The organism is Bradyrhizobium sp. GW821-FHT13H05, assembly GCF_058804065.1.
This window is the reverse complement of the sequence record NZ_JBXAPO010000017.1, coordinates 15,746-40,655: the sequence shown is the minus strand read 5'-3', so window position 1 is coordinate 40,655 and position 24,910 is coordinate 15,746. Positions and strand designations below refer to the sequence as shown.

The following is a 24,910-nucleotide window of genomic DNA, read 5'->3' as shown; positions in this document are numbered from 1 at the left end:
GATCACTCCGCCGCCTTGCTTGCAGGCGGCGGGGGCACCCAGGCGATGCAGCGATTGCGGCCTTCGGCCTTGGCTTGGTAGAGCACCTGATCGGCCGCGCCCATCAGTGCGTCGATGCCGGACATGCTGACGGTGGCCTCCGCAATGCCGATGCTCACGGTGAGACCGAACTGAATCTTGTCGGCAGAGACCTGTGTACTCATCACGCGCTTGCGGATGCGCTCGGCGACTATCCTTGCCCGGGACAGGCTGGTCTCGGGCAGCAGAACGGCGAATTCCTCACCGCCAAGGCGGCCGACGATGTCCGACTTGCGCTTGCCATCGAGGCAGGCGGCCGCAACGGCCTTGATCGCGGCGTCGCCCACCGCATGGCCGTAGCGATCGTTGACCGACTTGAAGTGGTCGATGTCGAGCATCAGCACCGAGACGGAGCGGTAGTAGCGCTGAAAGCGGCTCCATTCCGCATCGAGGTTGTTGAGGAAGTGGCGGCGGTTGTAGAGGCCGGTGAGTGGATCGGTGGTGGCGAGCGTCTCCAGCATCGCGGCCTTTTGCGTCAGATCGGTGATGTCGACATAGGTCAGCATGCGGCCGCCATTCGACATCGTGGTGCAATGCGCCCTGATGCGCCTTCCGTCCGGCGTCTGCAGGTCGCGCACGTGATCCCCGGCCTTGACCTCGGCGACGCGCTTGGCGGGAAATTTCGTCAATTCGTTCGTCGGGAGATTGGGCGCGCTCGCGCGCTGCGCCCGGCTCACCAGCGATGCATAGGTCGGGTGTTCATCCGCTTCCTGCTCGCTCACCTCCCAGAACCGTCGCATCCGCCGGTTCATGAAGCTCGCGTTGAGATCGCGGTCCAGCAGCAGCACGCCGTCCTCGACATTCTCGAGCGCGTCGCGCAGCAATTTCAGCTCGTCGGAGTAGCGCACGATATCGGTGACGGGTGTATAGGTCAGCATCCGCCCGCCGTCAGGCAGCGGCGTGCATTGCATGCGCACGACATCGCCGCCGGAGCGGCGCAGGTCGCGCGGCGAGGCGTCACCCGCCTGCACGTGGCGCACGCGCTCGGCCACATAGGCCTCCAGGTCGGCCGGAGGAATTTCGTAGGCCAGAGTGTCGCGGCCGTGGTGCATCAGCGTCGCGAAAGACGGATTGCTGTTGGCGACTTCATCAGGCAACAGCCACATCCGCCGAAACGCACGGTTGATCAACTGCGCGCGGAGATTTGCATCCAGCAGCACGATGCCGAGCGGGACGAAATCGAGTGCCGCGCGAAGCGCGAGCATCTGTCCGCGCATCAGCGAGTCGGCCCGTCGTCCCTGCTCGTTCTCAGCTTTGGGACCGATATGATCTTCCGCTTCGAGCGCGACTCCGACCTGACGGTCCGACCGCCACAGCACCCGGCAGGAGATGATCTCCTGGCTTGCGAGCCTGAGCTGGAACCGTTCGGGCACGCCGAGGCTGCTCTGCATCTCCAGCGTCGCACCATCCTCGGACATCCGGCGCACGACGCAATCGATGGTCGATTGACCGAAGTTGAAGATGATCTTGCCGGCCAGGAACGTTCGTTCCGATACCAAGCGGGGCATTTCCGACCTCCCAGGCGAATCCGGCCCAGTTTGTCGCAGGCTTCTTGCCGAGAGGTAACGCGGTGAGCGATCTTGCGAGAGGGATAACAATTGGTGCATCGGTCGGACGTCGCACACGCCGGCGCTGAAAAGCGAAAAGCCCTTCATCATCAACGACGGGCGGCTGCGGCTGTTGCGTTGGCATCGGTAAAGGGCGGAGCCGCGCTTTACGGAAAATCCACCATGGCCGCGATCAGTTGCGCACGGCGTAGAGCGGCGTGCGCAGTGTCACCTGGTAGGACGGTTTTGGCATCCACGCGATCTGCGCGGTGATGCCGAACAGGCGGTTGTCGTTGTCGTCCATGCGGTCGAGGTCGAGGCGCAGGATCGGCTGGGTGAAGGACTCCGCCAGCGTCCGGCCTGCGATCTGCGCACCGCCGAACGACTGCATGCCGAGCCGCCCGGTGAATTTCCAGTTGCTCGGCCATTGGTAGTAGCCGCCGGCATAGAGGATCGTGTTCGGCCGGATGCTGGCAAGCTGGCTCGCGATGTCGGTGTAAGTGTATTGCACGCCGGCGAGCCAGCCGCGCGTCTCGTCCTCGTCGAGCGCGTAGTCGAATTCCAGGATGTTGTTGAGCGAATTCGTCATGCCCGGCTCGTTCGGCACCGACTGCGTCAGGGTCGTTTGCAGCGTGATCGTCGGAATCCTCCCGCCGTTCTGCTGATGGAGGTCGGCCTGCACGCCGATGTTCCAGCTCGTGATGTCGAACGCCGACCAGCCGCCGCCGATATCCGTCGTCGAGCCCGAAACGCCGCCATAGAGCGAGACGCGGTCGCTGACGTCGACGGTCAGCGGCAGGTCGACGGCGATGGATTTCGCCGCCGGCAAGCCACCCGGCAGCGTCGTGCCGCGTCGGGTCGCCAGGGCTTCGAACGCGGCTGACAGCGAGGTGTTGCCGAAGCCGAGCCCCAGCGTGCCCGCGGGAATCGTCGCATAGGTCGTGCGCAGATCGAGATAGATGTTGGGGACATCAGGTTTTGCCGGTACGTCTTCCGCCTCGTCAGCGGCAAAGGCAGCGCCTGCCGACAACGTCAGATAAAACAGCCCCATCGCAGCAGCACGCAAAGCCTGAAGACGCGATGGACATTGATGGGACACGTGACAATCCGACGCGTGGCGATTTGATGGCGGAACCGTTGTTAGATGGAACGTGATCACGCGCGTGGTCAAGCGCTATCCCCAGCGATGGACGGCGCGGATGTGTGCGGATACGCTGCCGTGATCGCACTGACACACTCGCCGGCCAGAGTGCAGGCCGGACAATGGAAGGACGACAGCCATGAACACGTCACGCCGCATCCTGCTCACGGGTCTGGCAGGCCTCGCTGTCGCTCCGACCACCGTGGCCGCCGCCGTACCGTCGGCCGAACCCGGCGACGTGACGGTCGCCGAAGAGCGCTTCGCGCGCACGATTGCGGCCGCGCATGCGCCCGACGTCACTTGCGTGCGGCAGGCCGAACGCTATGCGGATGCGCATTGGCCGGAATATGTCGTGGCGGCGCGTGCGGTGATCGGCGCGCGCGCGTGATTGGCGCTTTTATGCCTCAACCGCCCGCCGCACCTGTTCGCCGATCTGTGACAGCACGAGCTGCGCCTGCGGCAGGATCGCGCCCATGGCGTGGAAGTTGTGAACCATGCCGTCATGGCAGACGTGCTCGACGGCGACGCCCGCGGTGAGCAGCTTGCGTGCATAGGCATTGCCCTCGTCCCGCATCGGGTCGAATTCGGCGGTGTGGATGATCGCGGTGGGCAGGCCCGCAAGGCGCGTCGCGCGCAGCGGCGAGATGCGGGGATCGGCGGCGTCGATGCCGTCGGGCAGATAGTCGGCAAGATCGGCTTCGATCGTGACGCGGTCGATCAGATGACCTTCGGCGAAGGCTTCGCGCGAGGGCGAGGTCTCCTCGAAATCCAGCACCGGACAGATCAGGCATTGCGCGACGATGGAGAGGCCGGCGCTCTGCATTGCTTCCTGGCATACGATCGCAGCCAATGTGGCGCCGGCGGAGTCGCCGCCGACCACCAGACGTTCAGCATCGATGCCGAGGGAGGGCGCTTCGCGCGCCACCCATTCGGTCGCGGCGATCGCATCATCCACGGCGGCAGGGAATTTATGTTCCGGCGCGAGGCGGTAGTCGACCGAGACAAGGCGGCAGCCGGTGGCATGCGCAAGCGCCGCGGCGATGCGGTCGTGTGTCACGACGCTGCCGGCAACGAGGCCACCGCCGTGAAAGAACACGAAGCCCGGCGTGCGCTCGCCGGCAGACGCGGGCGAATAGAGGCGATAGGGAAGCTCTCCGTCGGGGCCGGGAAGCACGCCGTCGGTCGCGGTCATATCAGGCGCCTCGGTGCGTGCGAATTGCATCAGCTTCGCCAGTGATTGTCGCCGTGCCTCCACGCTCGGCCGGCTCCGCGCCTGGGGCGCAGCAGCAGCCATCATGGTCAACAATCGCTTTGCGAGCGGATCGAGCGGCATGGACCTTTCCTTATCCCACCGGGGGAGGGTAACTCACCACGTCCCCGCAGGGAATCATTTAGAAATTGCGCCCAATAGTCGTGGCATATTGCGGCATCACGCCAAGGGGAGGCCGGTCATGGCCGAGATCAGGAAGCCCATCGAATATTCGCCGAGCTGGACCTTCTTCGAGGGCAAATGGCACGACGGCAATGTGCCGATCATGGGGCCGCGCACGCATGCAGCCTGGCTCGGATCGGTCGTGTTCGACGGCGCGCGCGCGTTCGAGGGCGTCGCGCCCGATCTCGACCGTCACGTCGCCCGTGCCAATCAATCCGCGGTCAATTTTGGTCTGAAGCCGGTGGTCGATGCCGGCACCTGGCTCACGCTTGCAACCGACGGCATCGCGCGCTTCGCGGCGAATGCCGAACTCTATATCCGTCCAATGTACTGGGCGCAGAATGGCGCGGGCGGCGGCGTGCTGTTCGACCCCGAGACTACCAATTGGTGCCTGTGTATCTACGAGGCGCCGATGCCGAAGCCCGTCGGCAACGCCATCACGCTGTCACCATTCCGCAGGCCCACGGCCGAATGCGCGCCGGTCGAGGCCAAGGCTGCCTGCCTCTATCCCAACAATTCACGCGCGCTGGCCGAAGCGGCTTCACGCGGCTTCCAGAACGCGCTGATGCTCGACATGCTCGGCAATGTCGCGGAGTTCGGCAATTCCAACGTGTTCATGGCCAGGGACGGCGTGGTGTTCACGCCGGTGCCGAACGGCACCTTCCTCAACGGCATCACGCGTCAGCGTGTCATCAACCTGCTCCGCGCCGATGGCGTCACCGTGGTCGAGAAGACGTTGCGCTATGCCGACTTCCTCGCCGCCGACGAGATCTTTTCAACCGGCAACTTCGCCAAGGTCGCGCCGGTGATTCGTATCGACGAGCGCGAGCTGAAGCCGGGCCCGCTCTACACCAAAGCGCGAAAACTCTATTGGGACTTTGCGCATGCAGTGAAGCTGGCGGCGTAGGCGCTACAGATTCCATCATTGCGAGCGCCGCGAAGCAATCCAGGCTGCCTCTGCGGAGGGATTCTGGATTGTTTCGGGGCTCGCAATGACGACGATGAGGCCGTCGGGCAAAGTCGCGGAGGGCGGGCGCTGATGTGGACGAGTGGCTCGAGCCCTACTCGTCCTTCTTCGACATCCGCTCGAGGCGCTCCTGCATGTCCTTCATCTGCTGGCGCAGGTCGTCGATGTTGCTGTCCTTTGCCGGCTCGGCGCTCGCATCGGGCTCCGGCGCAGCCGCCGGGCGGGCCGCGCCAGGGGCAAACGGCTTGAACATCGAGAAGGTCTGCTGGAACAGCTCCATGTTGCGGCGGACCTGCTCTTCCAGCGGGGCAAACGGAGTTCCGGAGAGCGAGCTGGCGATCTGCTTGCGGAACTTCTCCTGTTCCTGGGTCAGCGACGCGATGGCTTGCTCGAGATATTTCGGCACCACCATCTGCATGCTGTCGCCGTAGAAGCGGATCAGCTGGCGCAGGAAAGTGGTCGGGAGCAGGTTCTGTCCGGCCTTGTTCTCCTGCTCGAAGATGATCTGGGCGAGCACCGAGCGGGTGATGTCGTCACCGGTCTTGGCGTCGTAGACCAGGAAATCTTCGCCGTCCTTGACCATGGCGGCGAGGTCTTCCAGCGTCACGTAAGTGCTCGTTCCGGTGTTATAGAGCCGGCGGTTCGCGTATTTCTTGATCGTGGTGGGTTGGTCTGATTTCGCCATGGGCTCTCACTTGCAAACGCTGAGAACGGGAACCCGGCGGGCTATGCCGCAGGGCGGGAAGAGTACGCAACGCAACAAAATAAGCATTTTCAACGGGCTCACGCTACCGTTTTGTGCGCCACGGTTAATTGCACAGCAAAAACGTGCTTGCGAAATCGCCAAGAACGCTATTTTGAATGCGCTGCGGTATGGATTTGGCCACCCGCCGATTGACATGCCGCAACGACGTTAACAGGATGCCGTCCGAGACTGGCGAGCCGTTTCCCCAGCCCCGCCTGCCCCCATTCAACCTCAGGAGATGCCCATGTCAGACGATGTCGTCATCGTCAGCGCCGCCCGCACCCCGGTCGGAAGCTTCAACGGAGCCTTCGCGACCCTTCCCGCCCACGATCTCGGCGCGATCGCCATCAAGGCCGCGCTGGAGCGTGGTGGTATCGAGCCCGGTCGGGTCTCCGAAGTCATCATGGGCCAGATCCTGACCGCCGCTCAGGGCCAGAACCCGGCCCGTCAGGCCTCGATCGCCGCCGGCATTCCGGTGGAGAGCCCGGCCTGGGGCGTCAACCAGCTTTGCGGCTCGGGCCTGCGCACGGTCGCGCTCGGCTACCAGGCGCTGCTCAACGGTGATTCCGAGATCGTGGTCGCCGGTGGCCAGGAATCCATGAGCATGGCTCCGCACGCCCAGTACCTGCGCGGCGGCGTCAAGATGGGCGCGGTCGAGTTCATCGACACCATGATCAAGGACGGTCTGTGGGATGCCTTCAACGGCTATCACATGGGTAACACCGCCGAGAACGTCGCGCGGCAGTGGCAGATCACCCGCGCCCAGCAGGACGAATTCGCGGTCGCCTCGCAGCAGAAGGCCGAGGCCGCGCAGAAGGCCGGCAAGTTCAGTGACGAGATCGTCCCCGTCACTATCAAGACCCGCAAGGGCGACATCGTCGTCAGCGCCGACGAATATCCGCGCCATGGCGCAACGCTCGAGGCGATGACGAAGCTGAAGCCTGCTTTCGAAAAGGAAGGCACTGTCACCGCCGGTTCGGCCTCGGGCATCAATGACGGCGCCGCCGCCGTGGTGCTGATGACCGCCAAGCAGGCCGCCAAGGAAGGCAAGAAGCCGCTCGCGCGCATCGTGTCCTGGGCGCAGGCCGGCGTCGATCCGAAGATCATGGGCTCGGGCCCGATCCCGGCCTCGCGCGCCGCGCTGAAGAAGGCCGGCTGGAACGTCGGCGATCTCGACCTGATCGAGGCCAACGAGGCCTTCGCGGCGCAGGCCTGCGCCGTCAACAAGGACCTCGGCTGGGACACCTCGAAGGTCAACGTCAATGGCGGCGCGATCGCGATCGGCCATCCCGTCGGCGCCTCCGGCGCCCGCGTGCTGGTGACGCTGCTGCACGAGATGCAGAAGCGCGACTCGAAGAAAGGCCTTGCCACGCTGTGCATCGGCGGCGGCATGGGCATCGCGATGTGTCTCGCGCGTGACTGAGGATAGCTGACACGCAGCTTACGTGTCGCGCGTGCGCTGCACACGTCGGTGAGTGCGTTGCACGCGACTAAAAAGGCGGCGGTTGCAAATCAAATATTCTTCGCAATCGCGCACGCCTCGACTAAATACAAACGCCCGGCTCAACGCCGGGCGTTTTGTTCTTGATGTCCGTCAAACCAACCGCATAATCCAGCACTAAAAACGATCACTCAGAAACGTCCGAAGAGTCCAAGGGAAGGAAGTTTGACATGGCACGAGTCGCACTGGTCACGGGTGGTACGCGGGGCATTGGTGCTGCGATCAGCAAAGCGCTGAAGGCGGCGGGCTACAAGGTTGCGGCGAGCTATGCCGGCAATGACGCTGCGGCGGAGAAGTTCAAGGCCGAGACCGGCATCGCCGTCTACAAATGGGACGTCAGCAATTTCGACGCTTGCACCGAGGGCGTGAAGAAGGTCGAGGCCGAGGTCGGCCCGGTCGATGTGCTCGTCAACAATGCCGGCATCACCAAGGACGGCGCCTTCCACAAGATGAGCCTTGAGCAATGGAGCGCCGTGATCGGCACCAATCTCGGCTCGCTGTTCAACATGTCGCGCCAGGTCATCGAAGGCATGCGCGGACGCAAGTTCGGCCGCATCATCAACATCTCCTCGATCAACGGACAGAAGGGCCAGTTCGGCCAGGTGAACTATTCCGCGGCCAAGGCCGGCGAGATCGGCTTCACCAAGGCCTTGGCGCTGGAGAACGCCAAGGCCGGCATCACCGTGAACGCGATCTGCCCGGGCTATATCAACACCGAGATGGTGCAGGCGGTGCCGAAGGACGTGCTGGAGAAGGCTATTCTGCCGCTGATCCCGATCGGCCGTCTCGGCGAGCCCGAGGAGATTGCGCGCGCGGTCGTGTTCCTCGCCGCCGACGAGGCCGGCGCCATCACCGGCTCGACGCTGACCGTCAACGGCGGCCAGTACATGGTGTGATGCACGGGCATCACGTTCGCTCGTAAAGCCAACGTCTCGTCATGCCGGGCTTGTCCCGGGCATCCACAGCCTTACAACAGCCGTCGCCGCGGAACACCGTGGATGGCTGGGACAAGCCCGGCCATGATGAGAGTAGTGGCCAATGACTCCCCGCACCGCGACGCTGATCGGATTGACCGCGATCCTGATGTGGTCGCTGCTGTCAGTGATGACGGTGGCGACCGGAAGGATCCCGGCGTTCCAGCTCGCCGCGATGACTTTTGCGATCGGCGGTCTCGTCGGCCTCCTCACCTGGATCGGCCGCGGCGAGGCGGCCAAAAGCCTGCGCCAGCCGCTGGTCGTCTGGGCCGTCGGTGTCGGCGGACTGTTCGGTTATCACGCGCTGTATTTTCTGGCGCTGCGCTTCGCGCCGCCGGCTGAGGCCGGCTTGCTCAATTATCTCTGGCCGCTCCTGATCGTGCTGTTCTCGTCCTTCCTGCCGGGCGAACGGCTTGCCGTGCACCACATCATCGGCGCCGTGCTCGGCCTCGTCGGCACCGTGCTGCTGTTCGCCGGCAATACTTCCGGCTTCGCACCTGGAGCGGTGCCGGGATTGATCGCGGCCTTCATCGCCGCCTTCGTCTGGGCCACCTATTCGGTGCTGTCGCGCCGCTTGAAGGCGGTACCGACCGATGCGGTCGCCGGCTTCTGCCTTGCCACATCAGTGCTCGCCGCATTGATGCATGGCGTGCTGGAGGCCACCGTGTGGCCGGAGACCACGCTGCAATGGCTCTCCGTCATCGCGCTCGGCATTGGGCCCGTCGGGGCCGCCTTCTACGCCTGGGACATCGGCATGAAGCGCGGCGATATCCGCGTGCTTGGCGCCGCCTCCTACGCGACGCCGCTGCTCTCGACCGGCTTCCTCATCGCCGCCGGCTTTGCCAAGGCCAGCGCCAACATCGCCATCGCCGCGGTTCTGATCGCCGGCGGCGGCCTGATCGCGGCGAAGGATATGGTGTTGCGGAAGCGATGACTGTTGCCCTACGGCTCCCAGCCCTTCGGCGCGAGCTCGAACTTCGCGAACTCGAATGCGGGTGCCACGGTGCAGCCGACCAGTGTCCATTCACCTGATGTCTCGGCCATCTGCCAGGCATCGGCCGGAACGATCGCCTGCGGTCGCTCGCCGCTCATGAGGTCGGTGCCAAGGCGCACCTCGTGCTGTGAGCAGCCCTCGTGCGCGATACGCAGCGTCAGCGGGCTGCCGGCATAATAGTGCCAGATCTCGACCGCGTCGATGCGATGCCAGTGCGAGCGCTCGCCGCGGGCAAGCAGGAAATAGATCAGCGTCGAGCGCGAACGGCCATTGGCGTCCGTGATCTGGTCGCGAAACGTCTCGCGGTAATGCCCGCCTTCGGGATGCGGTCGGAGTTCAAGGCGCGCGATGATCTCGGCTGCGGTCGGCATCGATCCCCGTCAGGACTTGGTCTTCAGGATTTGTTTTTGCGCTCGCGCAATTCGCCGAACACCGCGGCGGCATCCGCACCCTTCATGTGTAACCTGGCTGCGACCGAGGGTTCATCGGCCCGCAGGAACACGTTTGCTCGCTTCTCATCACCAAGCAGTGAGGGAATGGTCGGCTTGTTCTCGGCCCGCAGCTTCGCAACCTCCGCCGCCCTCGCCTGGAGCGCCGCGTTGTCGGGATCGACGGTAAGCGCGAATTTGACGTTGGACGCCGTGTATTCGTGGCCGCAATAGAGCTTGAAGTCGTCGGGCAGGGCCCGCAGCTTCAACAGCGAATCCCACATCATCGGGTAGGTGCCTTCGAACACGCGCCCGCAGCCGATCGAAAACAGCGTGTCGGCGGCAAACACCGTTTTCTCATTGTCGAACACGTAGGAGATGTGGTCCAGCGTGTGGCCGGGCGTCTCCACGATTCGCGCCAGCAGATTGCCGATTCTGACCACGTCGGCATTGGCGACGCGCAGGTCGACGTCTGCAATCCTGGTTGTCTTGTCATGCGGCGCGACGACGCGGCAATTGTATTTCTGTTTGAGTTCGGCGACCCCGCCGACATGATCGCCGTGATGATGGGTGATCAGGACGTCGGTGAGCTGCCAACCCTCGCGCTCCAGCGCCTTCAGGATCGGGCCGGCCTCCGGCGCGTCGATCGACGCCGTCGCCTTGGTTTCCACATCGTGGATCAGGTAACCGAAATTGTCGTTTAAACAGTTGAAAGTACGAATTTCGGCGGCCATGACATCTCCATCGCGCTCAGCCCCGTCAGACAAATATGGCGTTAACGTTGCGCAGGCAATGCAATATTCAGCGCGCAGCCGCCGCCTTGTGCATGTTACATTGCCGTCATGACCATCGACGTCGTCGACCTCCGCGAGTTCTATTCCCGACGCCTTGGGATCGTGGCGCGGCAAATGATCAATCGCGGCATCAGGGAGCGCTGGCCGGGCGCCCAGGGGCAGCGCGTGCTCGGCATCGGCTATCCCACGCCCTATCTCGGTCTGTTCCGCGAGGACGCCGAGCGCTGCATCGCCTTCATGCCGGCGGCCCAGGGCGTTCTGAAATGGCCGACGGGACGGCCGGCGCTGGCCTCGCTGGTGGATGAATTCTCGCTGCCGTTGCCCGATGCCGCGGTGGACCGCATCCTGCTGGTCCACGCGCTGGAGATGTCGGACGATCCGGCTGCGCTGCTGCGCGAGGTGTGGCGCGTGCTCTCGCCGTCCGGCCGCGTCATCGCGGTGATCCCGAATCGCCGCGGCGTGTGGACCCGCACCGACAGCACGCCGTTCGGTCACGGCCGGCCCTATTCGCGTTCGCAGATCACCGATCTGTTGCGCCAGACCTGGTTCACACCGACCGCCTGGGGTGAGGCGCTGTTCATGCCGCCCTATGCCGGCGGCTGGGTGCTGAAATCGGCGCAGATGTGGGAGCGTGCCGGTGCGGCATTGTCACTGCCCTTTGCCGGCGTGCACATTGTGGAAGCCACCAAGCAGGTCTATCGCGCGATCCCCGCCAAGCGGGAGCGGGCGCGGCTGATTCCCTCGCTGGCGAAGCCCGTGCTGGTGCCGTCCTCGACGACGGTGACGCGCCGCTGAAAGCAAATCGTCCCGGCGAGGCCGGGACGATTGCAGTTCATAAAATCGGAAGAAGCCTACTCGCCGGGCGCGACTTCGTCGCTGGACGCGGCCGGAGCGGCTTCGCGCTCGGGGCGCGGGCCATGCGGCCGGCGCCGTCGGCGTGGAAAGCGCTCGCCGCCGCCACTGCCGCCCTCGAAGCCAGCCTGGCCGCCATTTGCGCCCGCATTCACCTGCGGCTGCGGGCCGGTGATGAAGGAGGGCAGGCGATCGACGCTGGCGGCGTCGGCGATGACGGGCTGCGGCTGGTTCGGCGGTTGTGGCTGCGGCTGATATTGCGGTTGCGGACGATGGTCGCGCTCGCGGTGCTCGCGCGGCTGCTGGTTGTCGCGCTGATATGGCGGCTGGTTGTCGCGCTGCTGATGGTCACGCTGCTGGTGATGTTCGCGCTGGCCATCGCGCATGTAAGGCTGCTGCTGCTGCGGTGGCTGCGGCACGAAGCCCGGCTCCTGGCCGAAGTTGGAGAAATTCTCGCCGTCGTCTTCGCTGTCGTCGCCGCTGTTGTTGCTGATCGACTCGTCGCCGCGCGGCTGCTGGTTCTGGCGGAACTGTTCCTGCGCCGCCGCGATCAGGCGGAAATAATGCTCGGCGTGCTGGTAGTAGTTTTCGGCTGCAACAGGGTCGCCGGAGGAGCGCGCGTCGCGCGCAAGCTGGAGATACTTTTCAGCGATGTGCGAGGCGGTGCCGCGAATCTTGATGTCGGGTCCGTTGGACTCGTAGACCCGGGTCATCGGGTTCTGGCCGCGCCGGTTATTGTTGTTGTTGTTATTATTGTTGTTGTTGCGGTTGCGCATCCGCTGCTTGTTCTGACCGTTTCTCATGTCCTGCCTTTAATTCCAGCCCTAAAGGTTGCACGCATTACTGATTGCTAGGAGTGACCTGGTGACAGCGGTTCACATCTCTCGCGCATACCGCGCGCGAGAAGCGGCTTGAACCCCGCCAATGTTCGTCGACCGTCGCGTTCAACAAAGACGCGTTCCCCACCCGCCAGCACTCATTGCCAGCGAACCCATTCATTTTGCCTGCCAAAACAAGCCCTGGTTTCTTGCGTTAGTCTTCGCGCGCAATATCAGGCTTTCGTTCACTTTGCGGTCGGAAAGCAGCGCAGCTCAATGGGCCATCGCGCTTAACAGGACCTGCGGCTTGGAACCTAAAATCAGTGAAGCTCTCGCTTGAGAGCCCGGCTTTCGCCCGTAGGTCTACGGGGCCGACACCGATGTGTTAGGCGGAAGGTAGTCGTTCCCAGGGGATATTCCAAGAGCTTTTTACAAGCCAATCCGGCTTTTATGGGGTCATTTTTCGGGCCGAAACGGCCCGTGGGATGCCTGCCAAATCGGTCTTGGGCGGCCTGTCCACGACCAACGTCGCCGCGGTCATCAGGGTTTCAATATTTCGGGCCTGGCCCTGCCCGGCTTCGACGATGAGCGCGCCGCCGGGCGCGAGCCGTTCGGCCGCCTGCGGGATCAGGGCGCGGTAGGCGTCATATCCGTCATTGCCGCCGTCGAGCGCCAGATGCGGATCGTGCTCGCGCACCTCGGTGCTCAATTTCGGAATCTCGGCGGAGGGAATATAGGGCGGGTTCGACACGATGAGATCGAACGGGCCCGAAAGCGCTGCCAGATAGGAGCAGGCGACGAAGGCGGAGCGATGACCAAGGCCGAGAGTCGCGGCATTGCCCCTCGCTGTGCCGAGCGCGGAGAGGCTGAGATCGGTGCCGACACCGAAGGCGTCCGGAATGTCGTGCAGCAGCGCGAGCAGGATCGCGCCCGATCCGGTGCCGATATCGGCGATGCGCAATGGCTGCGATGTTTTCCGTTCGCGAAGAAGTTCGAGCGCAAGCTCAACCACCGTCTCGGTGTCGGGGCGCGGGACCAGGGTTGCTTCCGAAAGACGAAACGGCAGGCCCCAGAATTCGCGCGTGCCGAGAATGCGCGCCACCGGCTCTCCCGCGATCCGGCGCTCGGCATATTGAGCGAGCTGCAGCGCCTCGGCTTCCGTGAGGGGCCGGGCGGCTTGCGCGATCAGGCCGGTGAGATCGAGGCCGAGAACTGCCCCGATCAGAATGCGGGCGTCGAGCTCGGCTTCGTCGAGCTGCGCCGATCGCAGCTGCGCCGCCAGCGCGCGCCGTGCGCTCTCGATCGATTGTCCGGTGAAGGGATCGTTCACGCGGCGCGTCACGCCGCCGCGCCTTGCGCGGCGAGCTGTGCGGCCTGGTGCTCGGTGGTCAGCGCGTCGATCAATTCGCCGAGCGCTTCGCCCGCGATCACCTGCGGCAGCTTGTAGAGGGTCAGATTGATGCGGTGGTCGGTGACGCGCCCTTGCGGAAAATTATAGGTGCGGATGCGCTCGGAGCGGTCGCCGGAGCCGACCTTCTCCTTGCGCTCGGCCGAGCGCGCCGCGTCGACGCGCTGTTGCTCGGCGTCGTAGATGCGCGAGCGCAGGATGTTCATGGCGGAGGCGCGATTCTTGTGCTGCGAACGACTGTCCTGCATCATCACTACGATGCCGGTCGGGATGTGGGTGATGCGGATCGCCGATTCCGTCTTGTTGACGTGCTGGCCGCCGGCGCCTTGCGCGCGCATGGTCTCGATGCGCAGATCGTCGTTCTTGATGTCGACGTCGACGTCCTCGACCTCGGGCAGCACCGCGACGGTCGCGGCGGAGGTGTGGATACGCCCCTGCGTTTCGGTGTCGGGCACGCGCTGCACGCGGTGCACGCCGGATTCGAATTTCAGTTTCGAGAACGCGCCGCGGCCCTGCACCTCCGCGATGATTTCCTTGTAGCCGCCGACGGTGCCTTCGCTCGCCGAGATCACCTCGACCTTCCAGCCCTGCAAGGCAGCGAAACGCTCGTACATCCGGAACAGGTCGCCGGCGAACAGCGAGGCCTCGTCGCCGCCGGTGCCGGCGCGGATTTCCAGCACCACGTTGCGGTCGTCCATGGCGTCCTTGGGCAGCAGTGCGACGCGAATCTTCTGGACGAGTTCTTCGATCTTTGGCGTCAGCTCGTCGCGCTCGGCTTCCGCCATGCTGCGCATCTCGGCGTCCGTGGTGGCATCGGCGATCAGGGCCTCGGTGTCGGCGAGCTCCTTCACCGCCGACCGATATGTCTTGATTGCGTCGATCAAGGGGGCGAGCTCGGCGAGCTCGCGCGTGATCTGCACGTAGCGCTCGGAGGCGAGCTGTCGCAGCGATTCGGCCTCGAGCGAGGCGTGATGCGCGAGCAGGACGTCCAGTTTGGCTTCGGGGAGTGACGACATCGGGTAGGTCTCAAATGGCGGAAAGAGGCGAGGCGGCGGAACGCGGGCGACAGGCCCGCTACAAGGCCAAGCCTTCGGCCTCGGCAAATTCCGTCAGCTTCTGCCGGATCGAGACGCTGCCGGCGGGCGCATCCAGCAACGGGCCGAGCATCGCCTCGGCCTTCCTGGCGTCGAGATCGATCACCATCGCCTTGACCGGGCCGAGCGCGGTGGCCGAAAGCGACAGCGAGCGATAGCCCATCGCGATCAGCGCCAGCGCGCCGATCGGCTTGGAGGCCATCTCGCCGCAGAGCGAGAGCGACTTCTGCGCCGCATGGGATTTGCGGGCGATGTCGCGCAGCGCGCGCAGGATCGGCGCCGACATGGTGTCGAAGCGCTCGGAGACCTTTGCGTTGCCGCGGTCGACCGCGAACAGGAACTGGAACAGATCGTTGGATCCGACCGAGATGAAATCGACTTTCTTCAAGAGCTCGTCGAGCTGATAGAGCAGGGCGGGCACTTCGACCATGGTGCCGATGTCGATGCGCTCCGGCAGCGTGTGGCCGTGCTGGCGCAGATAAGTGAGCTCGCGCTCGACCAGCGCCTTCGCCGAATCGAATTCGGCGACCTCGGAAATCATCGGGAACATGATGCGCAGTGCACGGCCGCCGCCGGCGCGCAGCAGCGCGCGGATCTGGCCGCGCAGCAGGCCGGGACGGTCGAGCCCGAGCCGGATCGCGCGCCAGCCGAGTGCGGGATTTTCCTCGATCACCGCTTCCATATAGGGCAGCGCCTTGTCGCCGCCGATGTCGAGGGTGCGGAAGGTCACGGGCTTGGTGCCGGCGGCATCCAGCACGGTGCGATAGAGCGCGAGCTGGTCGCTGGTGCGCGGCAGGCTCTGTCCCACCATGAATTGCAGCTCGGTGCGGAACAGGCCGATGCCGGCGCTGCCGGTGTCCTCGATATGCGGCAGGTCGATGGCCAGACCTGCGTTGATCATCAGCTCGACCTTCTGGCCGTCCTTGGTGACGCAGGGCCGGTCGCGCAGCGCCAGATACTGCGCCTGGCGGCGGGCGCGGAAGCGCACGCGCTCGGCGAAGGCCGCTTCGATCTCCTGCGACGGGCGGACATAGATCGAACCCGACGTGCCGTCGACGATGATGGCGTCGCCGGGATCGGCGATGCCGGGCGCGTTCGGTACCTCGCCAACGGCGGGAATTCCGAGCGCGCGCGCCACGATCGAGACGTGCGAGTTGGCAGTGCCTTCCTCCAGCACGATGCCGCGCAGGCGCTTGCGGTCATAGTCGAGCAGTGCCGCCGGGCCCATCGCGCGGGCGATGACAATGGCATTGTCGGGCAATTGTTCACGGGACGGCGCATGATCCTGGCCAACCAGCTGCCGCATCAGGCGGTAGCCAAGATCTTCCAGATCATGCAGCCGGTCGCGCAAATAGGGATCGGTAGAGCGCAGCATCCGCGCACGGGTGTCGGACTGCACGCGCTCGACGGCGGCTTCCGCGGTGAGGCCGGTGGCGACCGCCTCGTGCAGCTTGTGCGACCAGCCCTGGTCGTTGGCGAACATGCGGTAGGCTTCCAGCACCTCGCGATGCTCGCCGCCCTCGGCGACGTCGCCGCGCTCCAGCATGCGGTCGAGATCGGCGCGCAGCTTGGCAAGCGCTGTGTCGAGCCGCTTGATTTCCTTCGGCAGGTCCTCGGCGATGTAGTCCTTGATGACGACGCGCGGCTCGTGCAGCACGACATGGCCGAGCGCGATGCCTTCCGACAGGATCGCGCCGACCTTCTGCATCGAGTGGCGCGCGGCCGGCTCCAGGCCGGGCTGGGCCAGTGCCGACAGTTCGCCGGAGGCGATCAGCTCGGCCAGCACCATGGCGGTGGTCTGCAGTGCCTCGAGCTCCTCCTCGACATAGGTGCGCTTGGCCCGGTTCTGCACCACCAGCACGCCGAGCGTGTTGCCGGCGCGAAGGACCGGCACGCCGAGGAAGGAGTGATAGATCTCTTCGCCGGTCTCGGGGCGGAACGAGAAGGCCGGATGGCTCTGCGCGTCGTTCAGATTGAGCGGGGTCGCCTCGCTGGCGACGAGGCCGACCAGGCCCTCATGGGCGGTCAGCACGGTATGGTGCACCGCCTCGCGGTTGAGGCCTTCGGTGGCATAGAGCTCGAGCGTGTTGTCGACGCGCAGCACATAGACCGAGCACACCTCGGCCACCATGTTGGCGGCGATCAGCACCACGATCTTGTCCAGCCGCTCCTGGGCCGAGACCTGCTCCGCCATGGTTTCGCGGAGCCGTCTCAACAAGACGCGGGGACCTCCCGACGCGCTCCGCATGTCCCCTCAATCTCCTCCGTCTGCCCGGCCCGGCGGTATCGGCCGGCGGCTGGCCTAAAATTCCAGAAAAACAACCAATTTGTTTGTCCGGCGCAGGCACAAACTCTCGCTTGCACCGAATCAGCGGCCTGAACTGGGACACAGTCTGCGGCAGCCCACCCTCTTCGCCGTATAGCGAACTGGGGCTTGTTTTGCCAAGCAAAACGCCTGCCAAACGCGAAGGTGTGTACACCTTCGCATTTGCTGCGACCGCTAAGAGAAAATTAGTCTAAGCCTGATCGAGGCCGTAGAGCGTGTGCAGCGTGCGAACTGCAAGCTCGGTATAGGCAGTGTCGATCAGAACCGAGAATTTGATCTCGGAGGTTGTAATGGCCCGGATGTTGATATTCCGTCCGGCGAGGGCCGAGAACGCCTGGGCGGCGACGCCGGCGTGGCTGCGCATGCCGCTGCCGATCACCGAGATTTTCGCGACGTCGGTGGCGGTATCGAGCCGCGCATAGCCGATCGTGGCCTTGGCGGCGGTGATCGTGTCCTTAGCGCGGGTGTAGTCAGCGGCCGGCACCGTGAAGGTGAGGTCGGTGGTCTTGCCGTCCTCGGAGACGCCCTGCACGATCATGTCGACGTTGATATTGGCATCCGCCAGCGGGCCGAAGATCGACGCCGCGACGCCGGGCTTGTCCTCGATCTGGCGCACCGAGATCTGGGCCTCGTCCTTCGAAAAGGCGATGCCGGTGACGACGTGGTTTTCCATGATCTCCTCCTCGCCGCAGATCAGCGTGCCGGGCGGCTGGTTGGCATGCGGGTCGATATCCTCGGGCTTGTCGAAGCTCGAGCGGACGAAGATCGGCATGTTGTGGACCATGCCGAGTTCCACCGAACGGACTTGGAGCACTTTCGCGCCCTGGGAAGCCAGTTCCAGCATGTCCTCGAACGCGATCTTGTCGAGCCTCTTGGCCTTGGGCACGATTCGCGGGTCGGTGGTGTAGACGCCATCGACGTCGGTGTAGATGTCGCAGCGATCCGCCTTGACGGCGGCGGCGATCGCCACGGCCGAGGTGTCGGAGCCGCCGCGGCCGAGCGTGGTGATGCGGCCCGTCTCGGGATTGATGCCCTGGAAGCCGGCGATGACCGCGACCTCCTTGCGATCCTGGAAACGCTTGATGATCTCGCTGCCGTCGATGTCCTCGATCCGGGCCGAGGCATGGGCGTCGCTGGTCTTGATCGGGATCTGCCAGCCCTGCCAGGAGCGGGCCTGGATGCCCATGCTCTGGAGCACGATGGCCAGCAGGCCCGACGTCACCTGCTCGCCGGAGGCGACGACGGCATCGTATTCGCGCGCGTCGTGCATCGGCGAGGCTTCGGTGCACCAGGCCACCAGCTCGTTGGTCTTTCCGGACATCGCCGAGACGACCACGGCCACTTCATGGCCGGCGTCGACCTCACGCTTCACATGGCGTGCGACGTTGCGGATACGTTCGATGTTGGCGACGGATGTGCCGCCGAATTTCATCACGAGGCGGCTCATGACGACGCGTGCATTCCCTCATAAGGATCAGTATGGTGGCCCGCGTGGTGCCGCGGATTCCGACCGCGCGTATACAGAGCGGCGGGGCCGGGGGCAAGCGCGTTCCTGCGGGCCCCCGGACGCGCGGCGTGGGTAATGGGTTAAGCGAGACTATGGCGCGTTATATCGACGAGATCCTGCAGCCCGGCGAGAAGGTGCTGTATTCGACCAATGCGCACTGGATCTTCTATTTTCCGGCCATCCTGGCCTGGATTGTGGCCCTGGTGCTGTTCGTCTTGTCCCGCCAAACCATTGTCGAAGGGCTCGTGCTGCTGTGCCTCGTCGGGGTCGGCCTGGTGGCTCTGGCAGCGCTCTATTGGACCTTAAAAGGCTGGTTCCATCGCTTCACCACCGAGACCGACGTCACCAACCTCAGGGTTGTGCACAAGACCGGGTTCATCAAGCGCCGTACCTTCGAGATGGCGCTGGACAAGGTCGAGAGCGTCGATGTCAATCAGACGATTCTTGGGCGAATTCTCAACTACGGCGACGTGACCATCAACGGCGTCGGCGAAGGTCGCGAAACCATCCGGACCATCGCCTCGCCACTGGCCTTCCGTAGTTCGATCACCACGCGGTAGGACCGCGCGTAACCATGAGCATGCAGCAAAATACTTCCCTCTCCGCCACCGCCCAGCCGGGCTCGACCGTTGACGCCGCCGAGATCGCGAAATTCTCAAAACTCTCGGCCGAGTGGTGGGACCCCAAGGGCAAGATGGCCCCGCTGCACCGGATCAACCCGCTGCGGCTCGGCTACATCCGCGACGCCGCCTGCCGCAAGTTCGAGCGCAACGTACGCAGCCTCAACTGCCTCGGCGGCCTGCGCGTGCTCGACATCGGCTGCGGCGCCGGCCTGCTCTGCGAGCCGCTGTCGCGGCTCGGCGCGCAGGTCATCGGCGTCGATCCGTCGGTCAGCAACATCGCCGCGGCAAAGCTGCATGCCGACAAGAGCCACCTTGCGATCGACTATCGCTGCACGACCGTGGAGGAGATCGATCCGCGCGAGCGGTTCGACATCGTGCTGGCGATGGAGGTGGTCGAGCACGTCGTCGATGTCGGCGTTTTCCTGAAGCGCTGCGCGGCAATGCTGAAGCCGAACGGCCTGATGGTGGTCTCGACGCTGAACCGGAACTGGAAGAGCTTTGCGCTCGCCATCGTCGGCGCCGAATACGTCCTGCGCTGGCTGCCGCGCGGCACCCATGAATGGAACAAGTTCGTCACCCCCGACGAGTTGACGAAATACCTGCTCGACAACCGCCTGGTCATCACCGAGCAGACCGGCGTCGTCTACAGCCCCTTCGCCGACAAATGGACACTCTCGTCGGACATGGACGTGAACTACATGGTCGTGGCGGAAGGGATGGTGTGAGGGGGTGAGCGAGGCGCGAGCATCGCTCCTATGACTTGGGCGTGATTGACCTGCTCCGCGGCTAGCGGCAGGTTGGCCCCAATCTTCAGCCCCAGCCTCCCACCCATGTTCACCATCACCAGCCTCTGGATTCCCTTCACCGTCGTCGCCGCGCTAGGCCAGGTCGCGCGCAATGCGATGCAGCGGTCGCTGACGAAGCCGCTGGGGACCTGGGGCGCGACCAATATCCGCTTCCTGTTCGGCTTCCCGTTCTCGCTGCTGTTTCTGGCCGTGGTGCTGGTCGCGACCGGCGACCATCTCGGCATGCCGCCATCAGTGTTCTGGCCGTGGCTGCTGCTCGGCGCACTCAGCCAGATCGTCGCGACCGGCCTGATGCTGCTCGCCATGAACGACCGCTCCTTCGTGGTGACGACGGCGTATCTGAAGACCGAAGCGATCCAGACCGCGATCTTCGGCTTCGTCTTCCTCGGCGATCACCTGACCTGGCTGAAGGTGCTGGCAATCGTGGTCGCGACAATCGGCGTCGTCGTCACCGCGCTGCGGCCCGGCGGCGAGAAGAGCTTTGCCGAGCTGAAGCCGACCATCACCGGCCTCGTCGCCGCTGCGGCCTTCGCGCTGTCGGCGGTCGGCTTTCGCGGTGCCATCATCAACGTCCCGGGCGTATCCTTCGTGACGGCGGCGTCGTTCACGCTGGTGCTCGGCCTGTTCGTGCAGACGTTGATCCTGACGATCTATCTGCTCTGGCGGGCGCCAAAAGTGCTTCAGTCGATCCTGGGACTATGGAAGCCGTCACTGCTGGCAGGCTTCACGGGCGCCTTCGCCTCGCAATTCTGGTTCCTGGCCTTCGCACTGACGGCCGCCGCCAATGTCCGCACGCTCGCCTTGATCGAGGTGCTGTTCGCGCAAGCCGTGGCGTATTACTCGTTCAAGCAGCTGATCGCGCCGCGCGAGATCTTTGGCATCGCGCTGATCGTGATCGGCGTGGCGGTGCTGGTGGGGGCTTAGTTCCGGTCTTCCGGCAGCGTCGGCAGCGGCGACACCTCGATGCCTTCGTCGATCAGCGACTTCGCCTCGTCGGGCGAGGCCTCGCCATAGATCGGACGGTGCTCCTTGTCGCCGTAATGCATCGCGCGGGCTTCGTTGGCGAAGCGCTCGCCGACATTGTCGGCGTTCTTGACGATGTGATCGCGCAGCTCCTTCAGCTTGGTGCGGAGCTCGCGCTCCTGCGCCATCAGGAGTGAGGTCGGTCCGGACGGCGCAGCCTCGGGCGCAGGCATAGCGACGGGCTCGGGCGGCGGCGTTGCTGGTCCGCGCCCCTTCTTGCCGACGATGCGTGGTGCCATGATCGCCTTGTCGACCTTGGCCGAGCCGCAGATCGGGCAGGTCACCAGCCTGCGCTTCACCTGCGAATCATAAGCGGATGAGCTCTGGAACCAGCTTTCGAATTCGTGGCTCCGGTCGCAATGCAGTGCGTAGCGGATCATGCCGATCCCCGCACGAGGTGCAGATGGTCCGGCCCCGCCTTGGGGTCGGCGACGCCGAAGCGGCGGCCGTGCTGGAGCGAGGGGATCGCGCGGCGAGCGGTCTCGACCTTGGCCGGGTCGATCCTGGCCATGATGATGCCGGGCTCGACATCACCCTCGGCGAGGATCTCGCCCCAGGGATCGATGATCAGCGAATGACCGAATGTTTCGCGCTTGTTCTCATGGGTGCCTGCCTGCGCTGCGGCGAAGATGAAGCAACCGGTCTCGATTGCGCGTGAACGCAGCAGGATATGCCAATGCGCCTCGCCGGTCTTGCGGGTGAAGGCCGAGGGCACGGTGATGAAATACGCACCGCTTTCAGCCAGCGCGCGGTAGAGCGCGGGGAAGCGCACGTCATAGCAGATCGTCAGCCCGACCCGGCCCCAGGGCAGGTCGGAGATCACGGCGGTCTCGCCCGGCTGGTAGTTCGCGGACTCGCGATAGCTCTCGCCGTCCGGCAGCTCGATGTCGAACATGTGGATCTTGTCGTAGCTCGCGAGCACATTGCCCTCGGGCCCGATCAGGAAGGACCGGTTCACCGCCTTCTCGTCCGAGAAGCGCAGCGCCAGCGAGCCGACATGGATGTGAATCTTCAATTCCGCCGCGAGCGCGCGGTAGGCCTTCAGCGAGGCGTCGTCGTCTTCGCTCTGGAGATGCTCGAACAGCGCCTTGCGGTTCAGCTGCATCATGTTGCTGACTTCGGGCGTCTGGACGTAGTCGGCGCCATTGGCTGCCGCCTGCCGGATCAGCTTGGTGGCCTGCGCGAGGCTCGGCTCGGGCAGCAGGCCCGTGCGCATCTGGATCATGGCCGCGGTGAAAGTCCTGACCTCGCTCATGATACCGCCTTCACACTTTCGAGCATGCCGTCGAGCTTGCCCTCGCGGTCGAGCGCATAGAGGTCATCGCAGCCGCCGATATGAGTGCCGCCGATCCAGATCTGCGGGAAGGTCGAGCCCTCGCCGGCGCGGTCGTACATCTCGTCGCGCCAGGACGGGTTCTGGGCCACGTCGAATTCCGTGAAGGTGACCTTCTTGCGGGTCAGCAGCGATTTGGCGGCGGAACAATAGCCGCAACCCGGCCTGGTGTAGATCTCGACAGCAGCGGTCATGTTGTCTGGCGCTCTCGTGTCATGAATTCATTGAATTATATGGGACTTCACCTGATCTCCACAACCCGGGCGAAGACCAGCACGTCGACCTGGGCTGCCTTGGCACGGAGCAGGGCCCGCGCGCAGGCGTCCAGCGTCGCACCCGAGGTCAGCACGTCATCGACAAGAACGATGCGGCGGCCCTGGACCTCGGCCTGACGGTCGGCGGATACCTGGAATGCGCCCTGCACATTGGTGGCGCGCTGGGCCCGGGACAGGCCGATCTGCTGCTCGGTGGCGCGCACCCTCCGCAGCACCTCGCCCCGCACCTTCACCCCGGACTGCCGCTCGATGATGCGCGCCAGCGCCCCGGATTGGTTGTAGCGGCGGCGCCAGGCCCGGCGCCAATGCAGGGGCACCGGCACCAGCATGTCGGCCCCGGCGAGCAGCTCGCCACCCGCGCGCGCCATCCAGCGGCCCATGGCCGGCGCCAGATCGGTACGGTCCTGGTATTTCAGCGCATGCACCAGCGTGCGTGCGACGTCGTCATAGCGCACCGCCGCGCGCGCCCTCTGGTAGGCCGGCGGGCTCGCGATCGCCTCCATCGAGAGCATGTCGGGGCCGGGGTCGTAGACGAAGGGAATGCCGAGCCGCGGGCAATAGGGCCGTTCAATGAACGACAGCCGCGCCCAGCACGCCGCGCAAACGCCCTCGCCATCGACCGGCTCGCGGCAGGACACGCACAAGGTCGGCAGCGCAATGTCGAGCGCGAGCCGTGCCGCGCGCGCCAGCACGCGGTGGCCAGCGGTCCATGCGGCACGCAGCGGTGCGGCGATGGAGCGGGAAGGGGCGGCGTCGGCTTCCATGGGGGAAGGCTAGCGCTGCACGCACCGGATTGCCAGAACCGCCGCGATCGGCGTAACCAGCGGAATGGCCCAGAACCTGCAAATCCCGCCCGCCCTGTTCGATCGCGCCCTGCTGCACGCGCGGCAGCAGCGCGCGCAAGCGCAGGGCGGGGTGACGTTCCTGCTCGACCGTGTTGCCGAGGACATGTCCGATCGGCTGGCCGCGGTGATGCGGGAGTTTCATGCACCGGCCGATCTCTGGACGCCCGGAGAGGGGCTTACGGCGCTGCGCGCACGGCTGCCGTCACTTCAGCGGATTGCGCTTGGCGAAACAGGCGAAGAGAAGCTGCCCTTCGCACCGGAAAGCCTCGATCTCGTCGTCTCTGCGCTGGCGCTGCAATTCGTCAATGACCTGCCCGGTGTGCTCGCCCAGGTCCGTCGGGCGCTGAAGCCGGACGGCTTGCTGCTGGCGGCGATGATCGGCGGCGACAGCCTGACCGAGCTGCGGCAGGCCTTTGCCGCGGCCGAAGCCGAATGCGAGGGCGGCGTGTCGCCGCGCGTGGCGCCGTTCGCCGATCTGCGCGATATCGGTGCGCTGTTGCAACGGGCTGGCTTTGCGTTGCCGGTCACCGACGTCGACCGCGTCGTGGTGCGCTACGGCAATGCGTTCGCGCTGATGCAGGATATCAGGCGCATGGGTGCGGCCAACGTGCTGATCGAACGGCGCCGCACGCCGAGCCGGCGCGCGACGCTGCTGCGCATGGCCGAAATCTATGCCGAACGCTTCGCCGATGCCGACGGCCGCATCCGCGCGACATTCGATATCATCTGGCTCTCCGGCTGGGCCCCGCATGCCAGCCAGCAGCAGCCGCTCAAGCCCGGGTCGGCGAAGGCGAGCCTGGCGGAAGCGGTGAAGAAGGCGGGGAAGGAGTGACGCGTGTCCCGGACACGCTGCAGCGTGAAACGCTGCTGCGCAGAGCCGGGGCACAGCGCGGCCTCACATCAGCAGGTCAATCAGATGCGGGATCAGCGGAATATCCGCCGGCGGCATCGGGTAGTCGCGCAGCTTGTTGGCGCGGACCCAGGCGAGATTCTGGCCCTCGCGCGGTGCCACCTGACCCTCCCAGCGCCGGCAGATATAGAGCGGCATCAGCAGGTGGAAGGTCTCGTAGCCGTAGCTCGCAAACGTCAGCGGGGCCAGGCACGGCTCGGCGACGGTGATGCCGAGCTCTTCGTTGAGCTCGCGGATCAGGCTCTGTTCCGGCCGCTCGCCGGGTTCACACTTGCCGCCCGGAAATTCCCAGAGGCCGGCCAGCGTCTTGCCCTCGGGGCGCTGCGCGATCAGGACGCGCTTGTCGGCGTCCACAAGCGCGCAGGCCACCACCAGTGTCAGTTTGAGATCGGCCATGCGTGACGTCGCTCGCTGAAGATGATCCGCAACGGTTTGTTAACCCCGTTACGGCCCGCGTTTCTACGATTTCCATAAGTCATATTTAATCGA

26 protein-coding genes are annotated in these 24,910 nt (G+C 65.0%); 10 read left to right on the top strand and 16 right to left on the bottom strand.

Features of this window, described 5'->3' with window-relative positions; all coding sequences use genetic code 11:
• Positions 1-2: 2 nt before the first annotated feature.
• Together AC1RR3_RS33145 and AC1RR3_RS33140 are read right to left on the bottom strand one after the other, a co-directional pair.
• Positions 3-1,586: a sensor domain-containing diguanylate cyclase gene (locus tag AC1RR3_RS33145; protein ID WP_492828606.1), complete on the bottom strand. Its 1,584-nt coding sequence runs from the start codon at positions 1,584-1,586 to the stop codon at positions 3-5.
• 232 nt (positions 1,587-1,818) lie between these two features.
• Positions 1,819-2,691, bottom strand: coding sequence for a hypothetical protein (locus tag AC1RR3_RS33140; RefSeq protein WP_492828793.1), 873 nt, complete (start codon positions 2,689-2,691; stop codon positions 1,819-1,821).
• 214 nt (positions 2,692-2,905) lie between these two features.
• Between AC1RR3_RS33140 and AC1RR3_RS33135 the strand changes: the two genes are divergently transcribed.
• Entirely contained in the window at positions 2,906-3,154 is a 249-nt protein-coding gene (locus AC1RR3_RS33135) for a hypothetical protein (protein ID WP_492828604.1), read from the top strand.
• Between the two features lie 9 nt (positions 3,155-3,163).
• Here AC1RR3_RS33135 and AC1RR3_RS33130 read toward each other — a convergent pair whose 3' ends face one another.
• Positions 3,164-4,099, bottom strand: a complete 936-nt coding sequence (locus AC1RR3_RS33130) for an alpha/beta hydrolase (protein ID WP_492828602.1) — start codon at positions 4,097-4,099, stop codon at positions 3,164-3,166.
• Positions 4,100-4,217: 118 nt separating this feature from the next.
• Here AC1RR3_RS33130 and AC1RR3_RS33125 point away from each other — a divergent pair, with 118 nt between their 5' ends.
• Complete coding sequence (locus AC1RR3_RS33125; RefSeq protein ID WP_492828600.1) at positions 4,218-5,105, top strand: branched-chain amino acid aminotransferase; 888 nt, start codon at positions 4,218-4,220, stop codon at positions 5,103-5,105.
• 154 nt (positions 5,106-5,259) lie between these two features.
• On the opposite strand, the gene phaR is transcribed toward AC1RR3_RS33125, so the two are convergent.
• Positions 5,260-5,850 (bottom strand): polyhydroxyalkanoate synthesis repressor PhaR, encoded by a 591-nt coding sequence (phaR, locus tag AC1RR3_RS33120; protein ID WP_492828598.1) that lies wholly within the window; start codon positions 5,848-5,850, stop codon positions 5,260-5,262.
• A gap of 304 nt (positions 5,851-6,154) precedes the next feature.
• Here phaR and AC1RR3_RS33115 point away from each other — a divergent pair, with 304 nt between their 5' ends.
• The 3 genes from AC1RR3_RS33115 to yddG all read left to right on the top strand — a co-directional run bounded on the left by AC1RR3_RS33115 (position 6,155) and on the right by yddG (position 9,319).
• A complete protein-coding gene (locus AC1RR3_RS33115) occupies positions 6,155-7,333 on the top strand; it encodes an acetyl-CoA C-acetyltransferase (protein ID WP_492828597.1) in 1,179 nt (392 codons plus the stop codon).
• Between the two features lie 248 nt (positions 7,334-7,581).
• Entirely contained in the window at positions 7,582-8,307 is a 726-nt protein-coding gene (gene phbB / locus AC1RR3_RS33110; RefSeq protein ID WP_492828595.1) for an acetoacetyl-CoA reductase, read from the top strand.
• 142 nt (positions 8,308-8,449) lie between these two features.
• Positions 8,450-9,319 (top strand): aromatic amino acid exporter YddG, encoded by an 870-nt coding sequence (yddG, locus tag AC1RR3_RS33105; RefSeq protein WP_492828593.1) that lies wholly within the window; start codon positions 8,450-8,452, stop codon positions 9,317-9,319.
• Positions 9,320-9,327: 8 nt separating this feature from the next.
• Here the strand turns inward: yddG and AC1RR3_RS33100 are convergent, their stop codons facing one another.
• Together AC1RR3_RS33100 and gloB are read right to left on the bottom strand one after the other, a co-directional pair.
• Positions 9,328-9,750 carry a cupin domain-containing protein gene (locus AC1RR3_RS33100; protein WP_492828592.1) on the bottom strand — a complete coding sequence of 141 codons (423 nt, stop codon included), beginning with the start codon at positions 9,748-9,750 and terminating at the stop codon, positions 9,328-9,330.
• A gap of 23 nt (positions 9,751-9,773) precedes the next feature.
• On the bottom strand, positions 9,774-10,541 hold the full coding sequence (gloB, locus tag AC1RR3_RS33095) for a hydroxyacylglutathione hydrolase (protein ID WP_492828590.1): 768 nt from the start codon (positions 10,539-10,541) through the stop codon (positions 9,774-9,776).
• Between the two features lie 108 nt (positions 10,542-10,649).
• On the opposite strand from gloB, the gene AC1RR3_RS33090 reads away from it, so the two are divergent.
• Positions 10,650-11,396 (top strand): methyltransferase domain-containing protein, encoded by a 747-nt coding sequence (locus AC1RR3_RS33090; protein WP_492828588.1) that lies wholly within the window; start codon positions 10,650-10,652, stop codon positions 11,394-11,396.
• A gap of 56 nt (positions 11,397-11,452) precedes the next feature.
• Here AC1RR3_RS33090 and AC1RR3_RS33085 read toward each other — a convergent pair whose 3' ends face one another.
• From AC1RR3_RS33085 to AC1RR3_RS33065, 5 genes are all read right to left on the bottom strand, one after another.
• Entirely contained in the window at positions 11,453-12,256 is an 804-nt protein-coding gene (locus AC1RR3_RS33085) for a DUF4167 domain-containing protein (RefSeq protein WP_492828586.1), read from the bottom strand.
• 463 nt (positions 12,257-12,719) lie between these two features.
• Entirely contained in the window at positions 12,720-13,613 is an 894-nt protein-coding gene (prmC, locus tag AC1RR3_RS33080; RefSeq protein WP_492828584.1) for a peptide chain release factor N(5)-glutamine methyltransferase, read from the bottom strand.
• Positions 13,610-14,695: a peptide chain release factor 1 gene (gene prfA / locus AC1RR3_RS33075; protein ID WP_492828582.1), complete on the bottom strand. Its 1,086-nt coding sequence runs from the start codon at positions 14,693-14,695 to the stop codon at positions 13,610-13,612. Before prfA ends, prmC begins: the two co-directional genes overlap by 4 nt.
• 58 nt (positions 14,696-14,753) lie before the next feature.
• Positions 14,754-17,021: a phosphoenolpyruvate--protein phosphotransferase gene (gene ptsP / locus AC1RR3_RS33070; protein WP_492828580.1), complete on the bottom strand. Its 2,268-nt coding sequence runs from the start codon at positions 17,019-17,021 to the stop codon at positions 14,754-14,756.
• A 268-nt stretch (positions 17,022-17,289) separates the two neighbouring features.
• Complete coding sequence (locus tag AC1RR3_RS33065; protein WP_492828578.1) at positions 17,290-18,546, bottom strand: aspartate kinase; 1,257 nt, start codon at positions 18,544-18,546, stop codon at positions 17,290-17,292.
• A 152-nt stretch (positions 18,547-18,698) separates the two neighbouring features.
• Between AC1RR3_RS33065 and AC1RR3_RS33060 the strand changes: the two genes are divergently transcribed.
• From AC1RR3_RS33060 to AC1RR3_RS33050, 3 genes are all read left to right on the top strand, one after another.
• Complete coding sequence (locus AC1RR3_RS33060) at positions 18,699-19,166, top strand: PH domain-containing protein (protein ID WP_492828576.1); 468 nt, start codon at positions 18,699-18,701, stop codon at positions 19,164-19,166.
• Between the two features lie 14 nt (positions 19,167-19,180).
• Entirely contained in the window at positions 19,181-19,954 is a 774-nt protein-coding gene (gene ubiG / locus AC1RR3_RS33055; RefSeq protein WP_492828574.1) for a bifunctional 2-polyprenyl-6-hydroxyphenol methylase/3-demethylubiquinol 3-O-methyltransferase UbiG, read from the top strand.
• A 105-nt stretch (positions 19,955-20,059) separates the two neighbouring features.
• Entirely contained in the window at positions 20,060-20,959 is a 900-nt protein-coding gene (locus AC1RR3_RS33050; protein ID WP_492828572.1) for an EamA family transporter, read from the top strand.
• On the opposite strand, the gene AC1RR3_RS33045 is transcribed toward AC1RR3_RS33050, so the two are convergent.
• From AC1RR3_RS33045 to AC1RR3_RS33030, 4 genes are read right to left on the bottom strand one after another with little or no spacing between them, the layout of a single operon-like run.
• Positions 20,956-21,438 carry a DUF1178 family protein gene (locus AC1RR3_RS33045; RefSeq protein WP_492828570.1) on the bottom strand — a complete coding sequence of 161 codons (483 nt, stop codon included), beginning with the start codon at positions 21,436-21,438 and terminating at the stop codon, positions 20,956-20,958. The genes AC1RR3_RS33050 and AC1RR3_RS33045 overlap by 4 nt on opposite strands.
• Entirely contained in the window at positions 21,435-22,313 is an 879-nt protein-coding gene (locus tag AC1RR3_RS33040) for a carbon-nitrogen hydrolase family protein (protein ID WP_492828568.1), read from the bottom strand. The genes AC1RR3_RS33045 and AC1RR3_RS33040 overlap by 4 nt, the downstream gene beginning before the upstream one ends.
• Positions 22,310-22,585 carry a glutaredoxin 3 gene (gene grxC, locus AC1RR3_RS33035; protein WP_492828566.1) on the bottom strand — a complete coding sequence of 92 codons (276 nt, stop codon included), beginning with the start codon at positions 22,583-22,585 and terminating at the stop codon, positions 22,310-22,312. Before grxC ends, AC1RR3_RS33040 begins: the two co-directional genes overlap by 4 nt.
• 47 nt (positions 22,586-22,632) lie before the next feature.
• Positions 22,633-23,430: a ComF family protein gene (locus AC1RR3_RS33030; protein ID WP_492828564.1), complete on the bottom strand. Its 798-nt coding sequence runs from the start codon at positions 23,428-23,430 to the stop codon at positions 22,633-22,635.
• A 64-nt stretch (positions 23,431-23,494) separates the two neighbouring features.
• Between AC1RR3_RS33030 and AC1RR3_RS33025 the strand changes: the two genes are divergently transcribed.
• Positions 23,495-24,343 carry a methyltransferase domain-containing protein gene (locus tag AC1RR3_RS33025; RefSeq protein ID WP_492828562.1) on the top strand — a complete coding sequence of 283 codons (849 nt, stop codon included), beginning with the start codon at positions 23,495-23,497 and terminating at the stop codon, positions 24,341-24,343.
• Positions 24,344-24,406: 63 nt separating this feature from the next.
• Here AC1RR3_RS33025 and AC1RR3_RS33020 read toward each other — a convergent pair whose 3' ends face one another.
• On the bottom strand, positions 24,407-24,817 hold the full coding sequence (locus AC1RR3_RS33020; protein WP_492828560.1) for a (deoxy)nucleoside triphosphate pyrophosphohydrolase: 411 nt from the start codon (positions 24,815-24,817) through the stop codon (positions 24,407-24,409).
• Between the last annotated feature and the right edge of the window lie 93 nt (positions 24,818-24,910).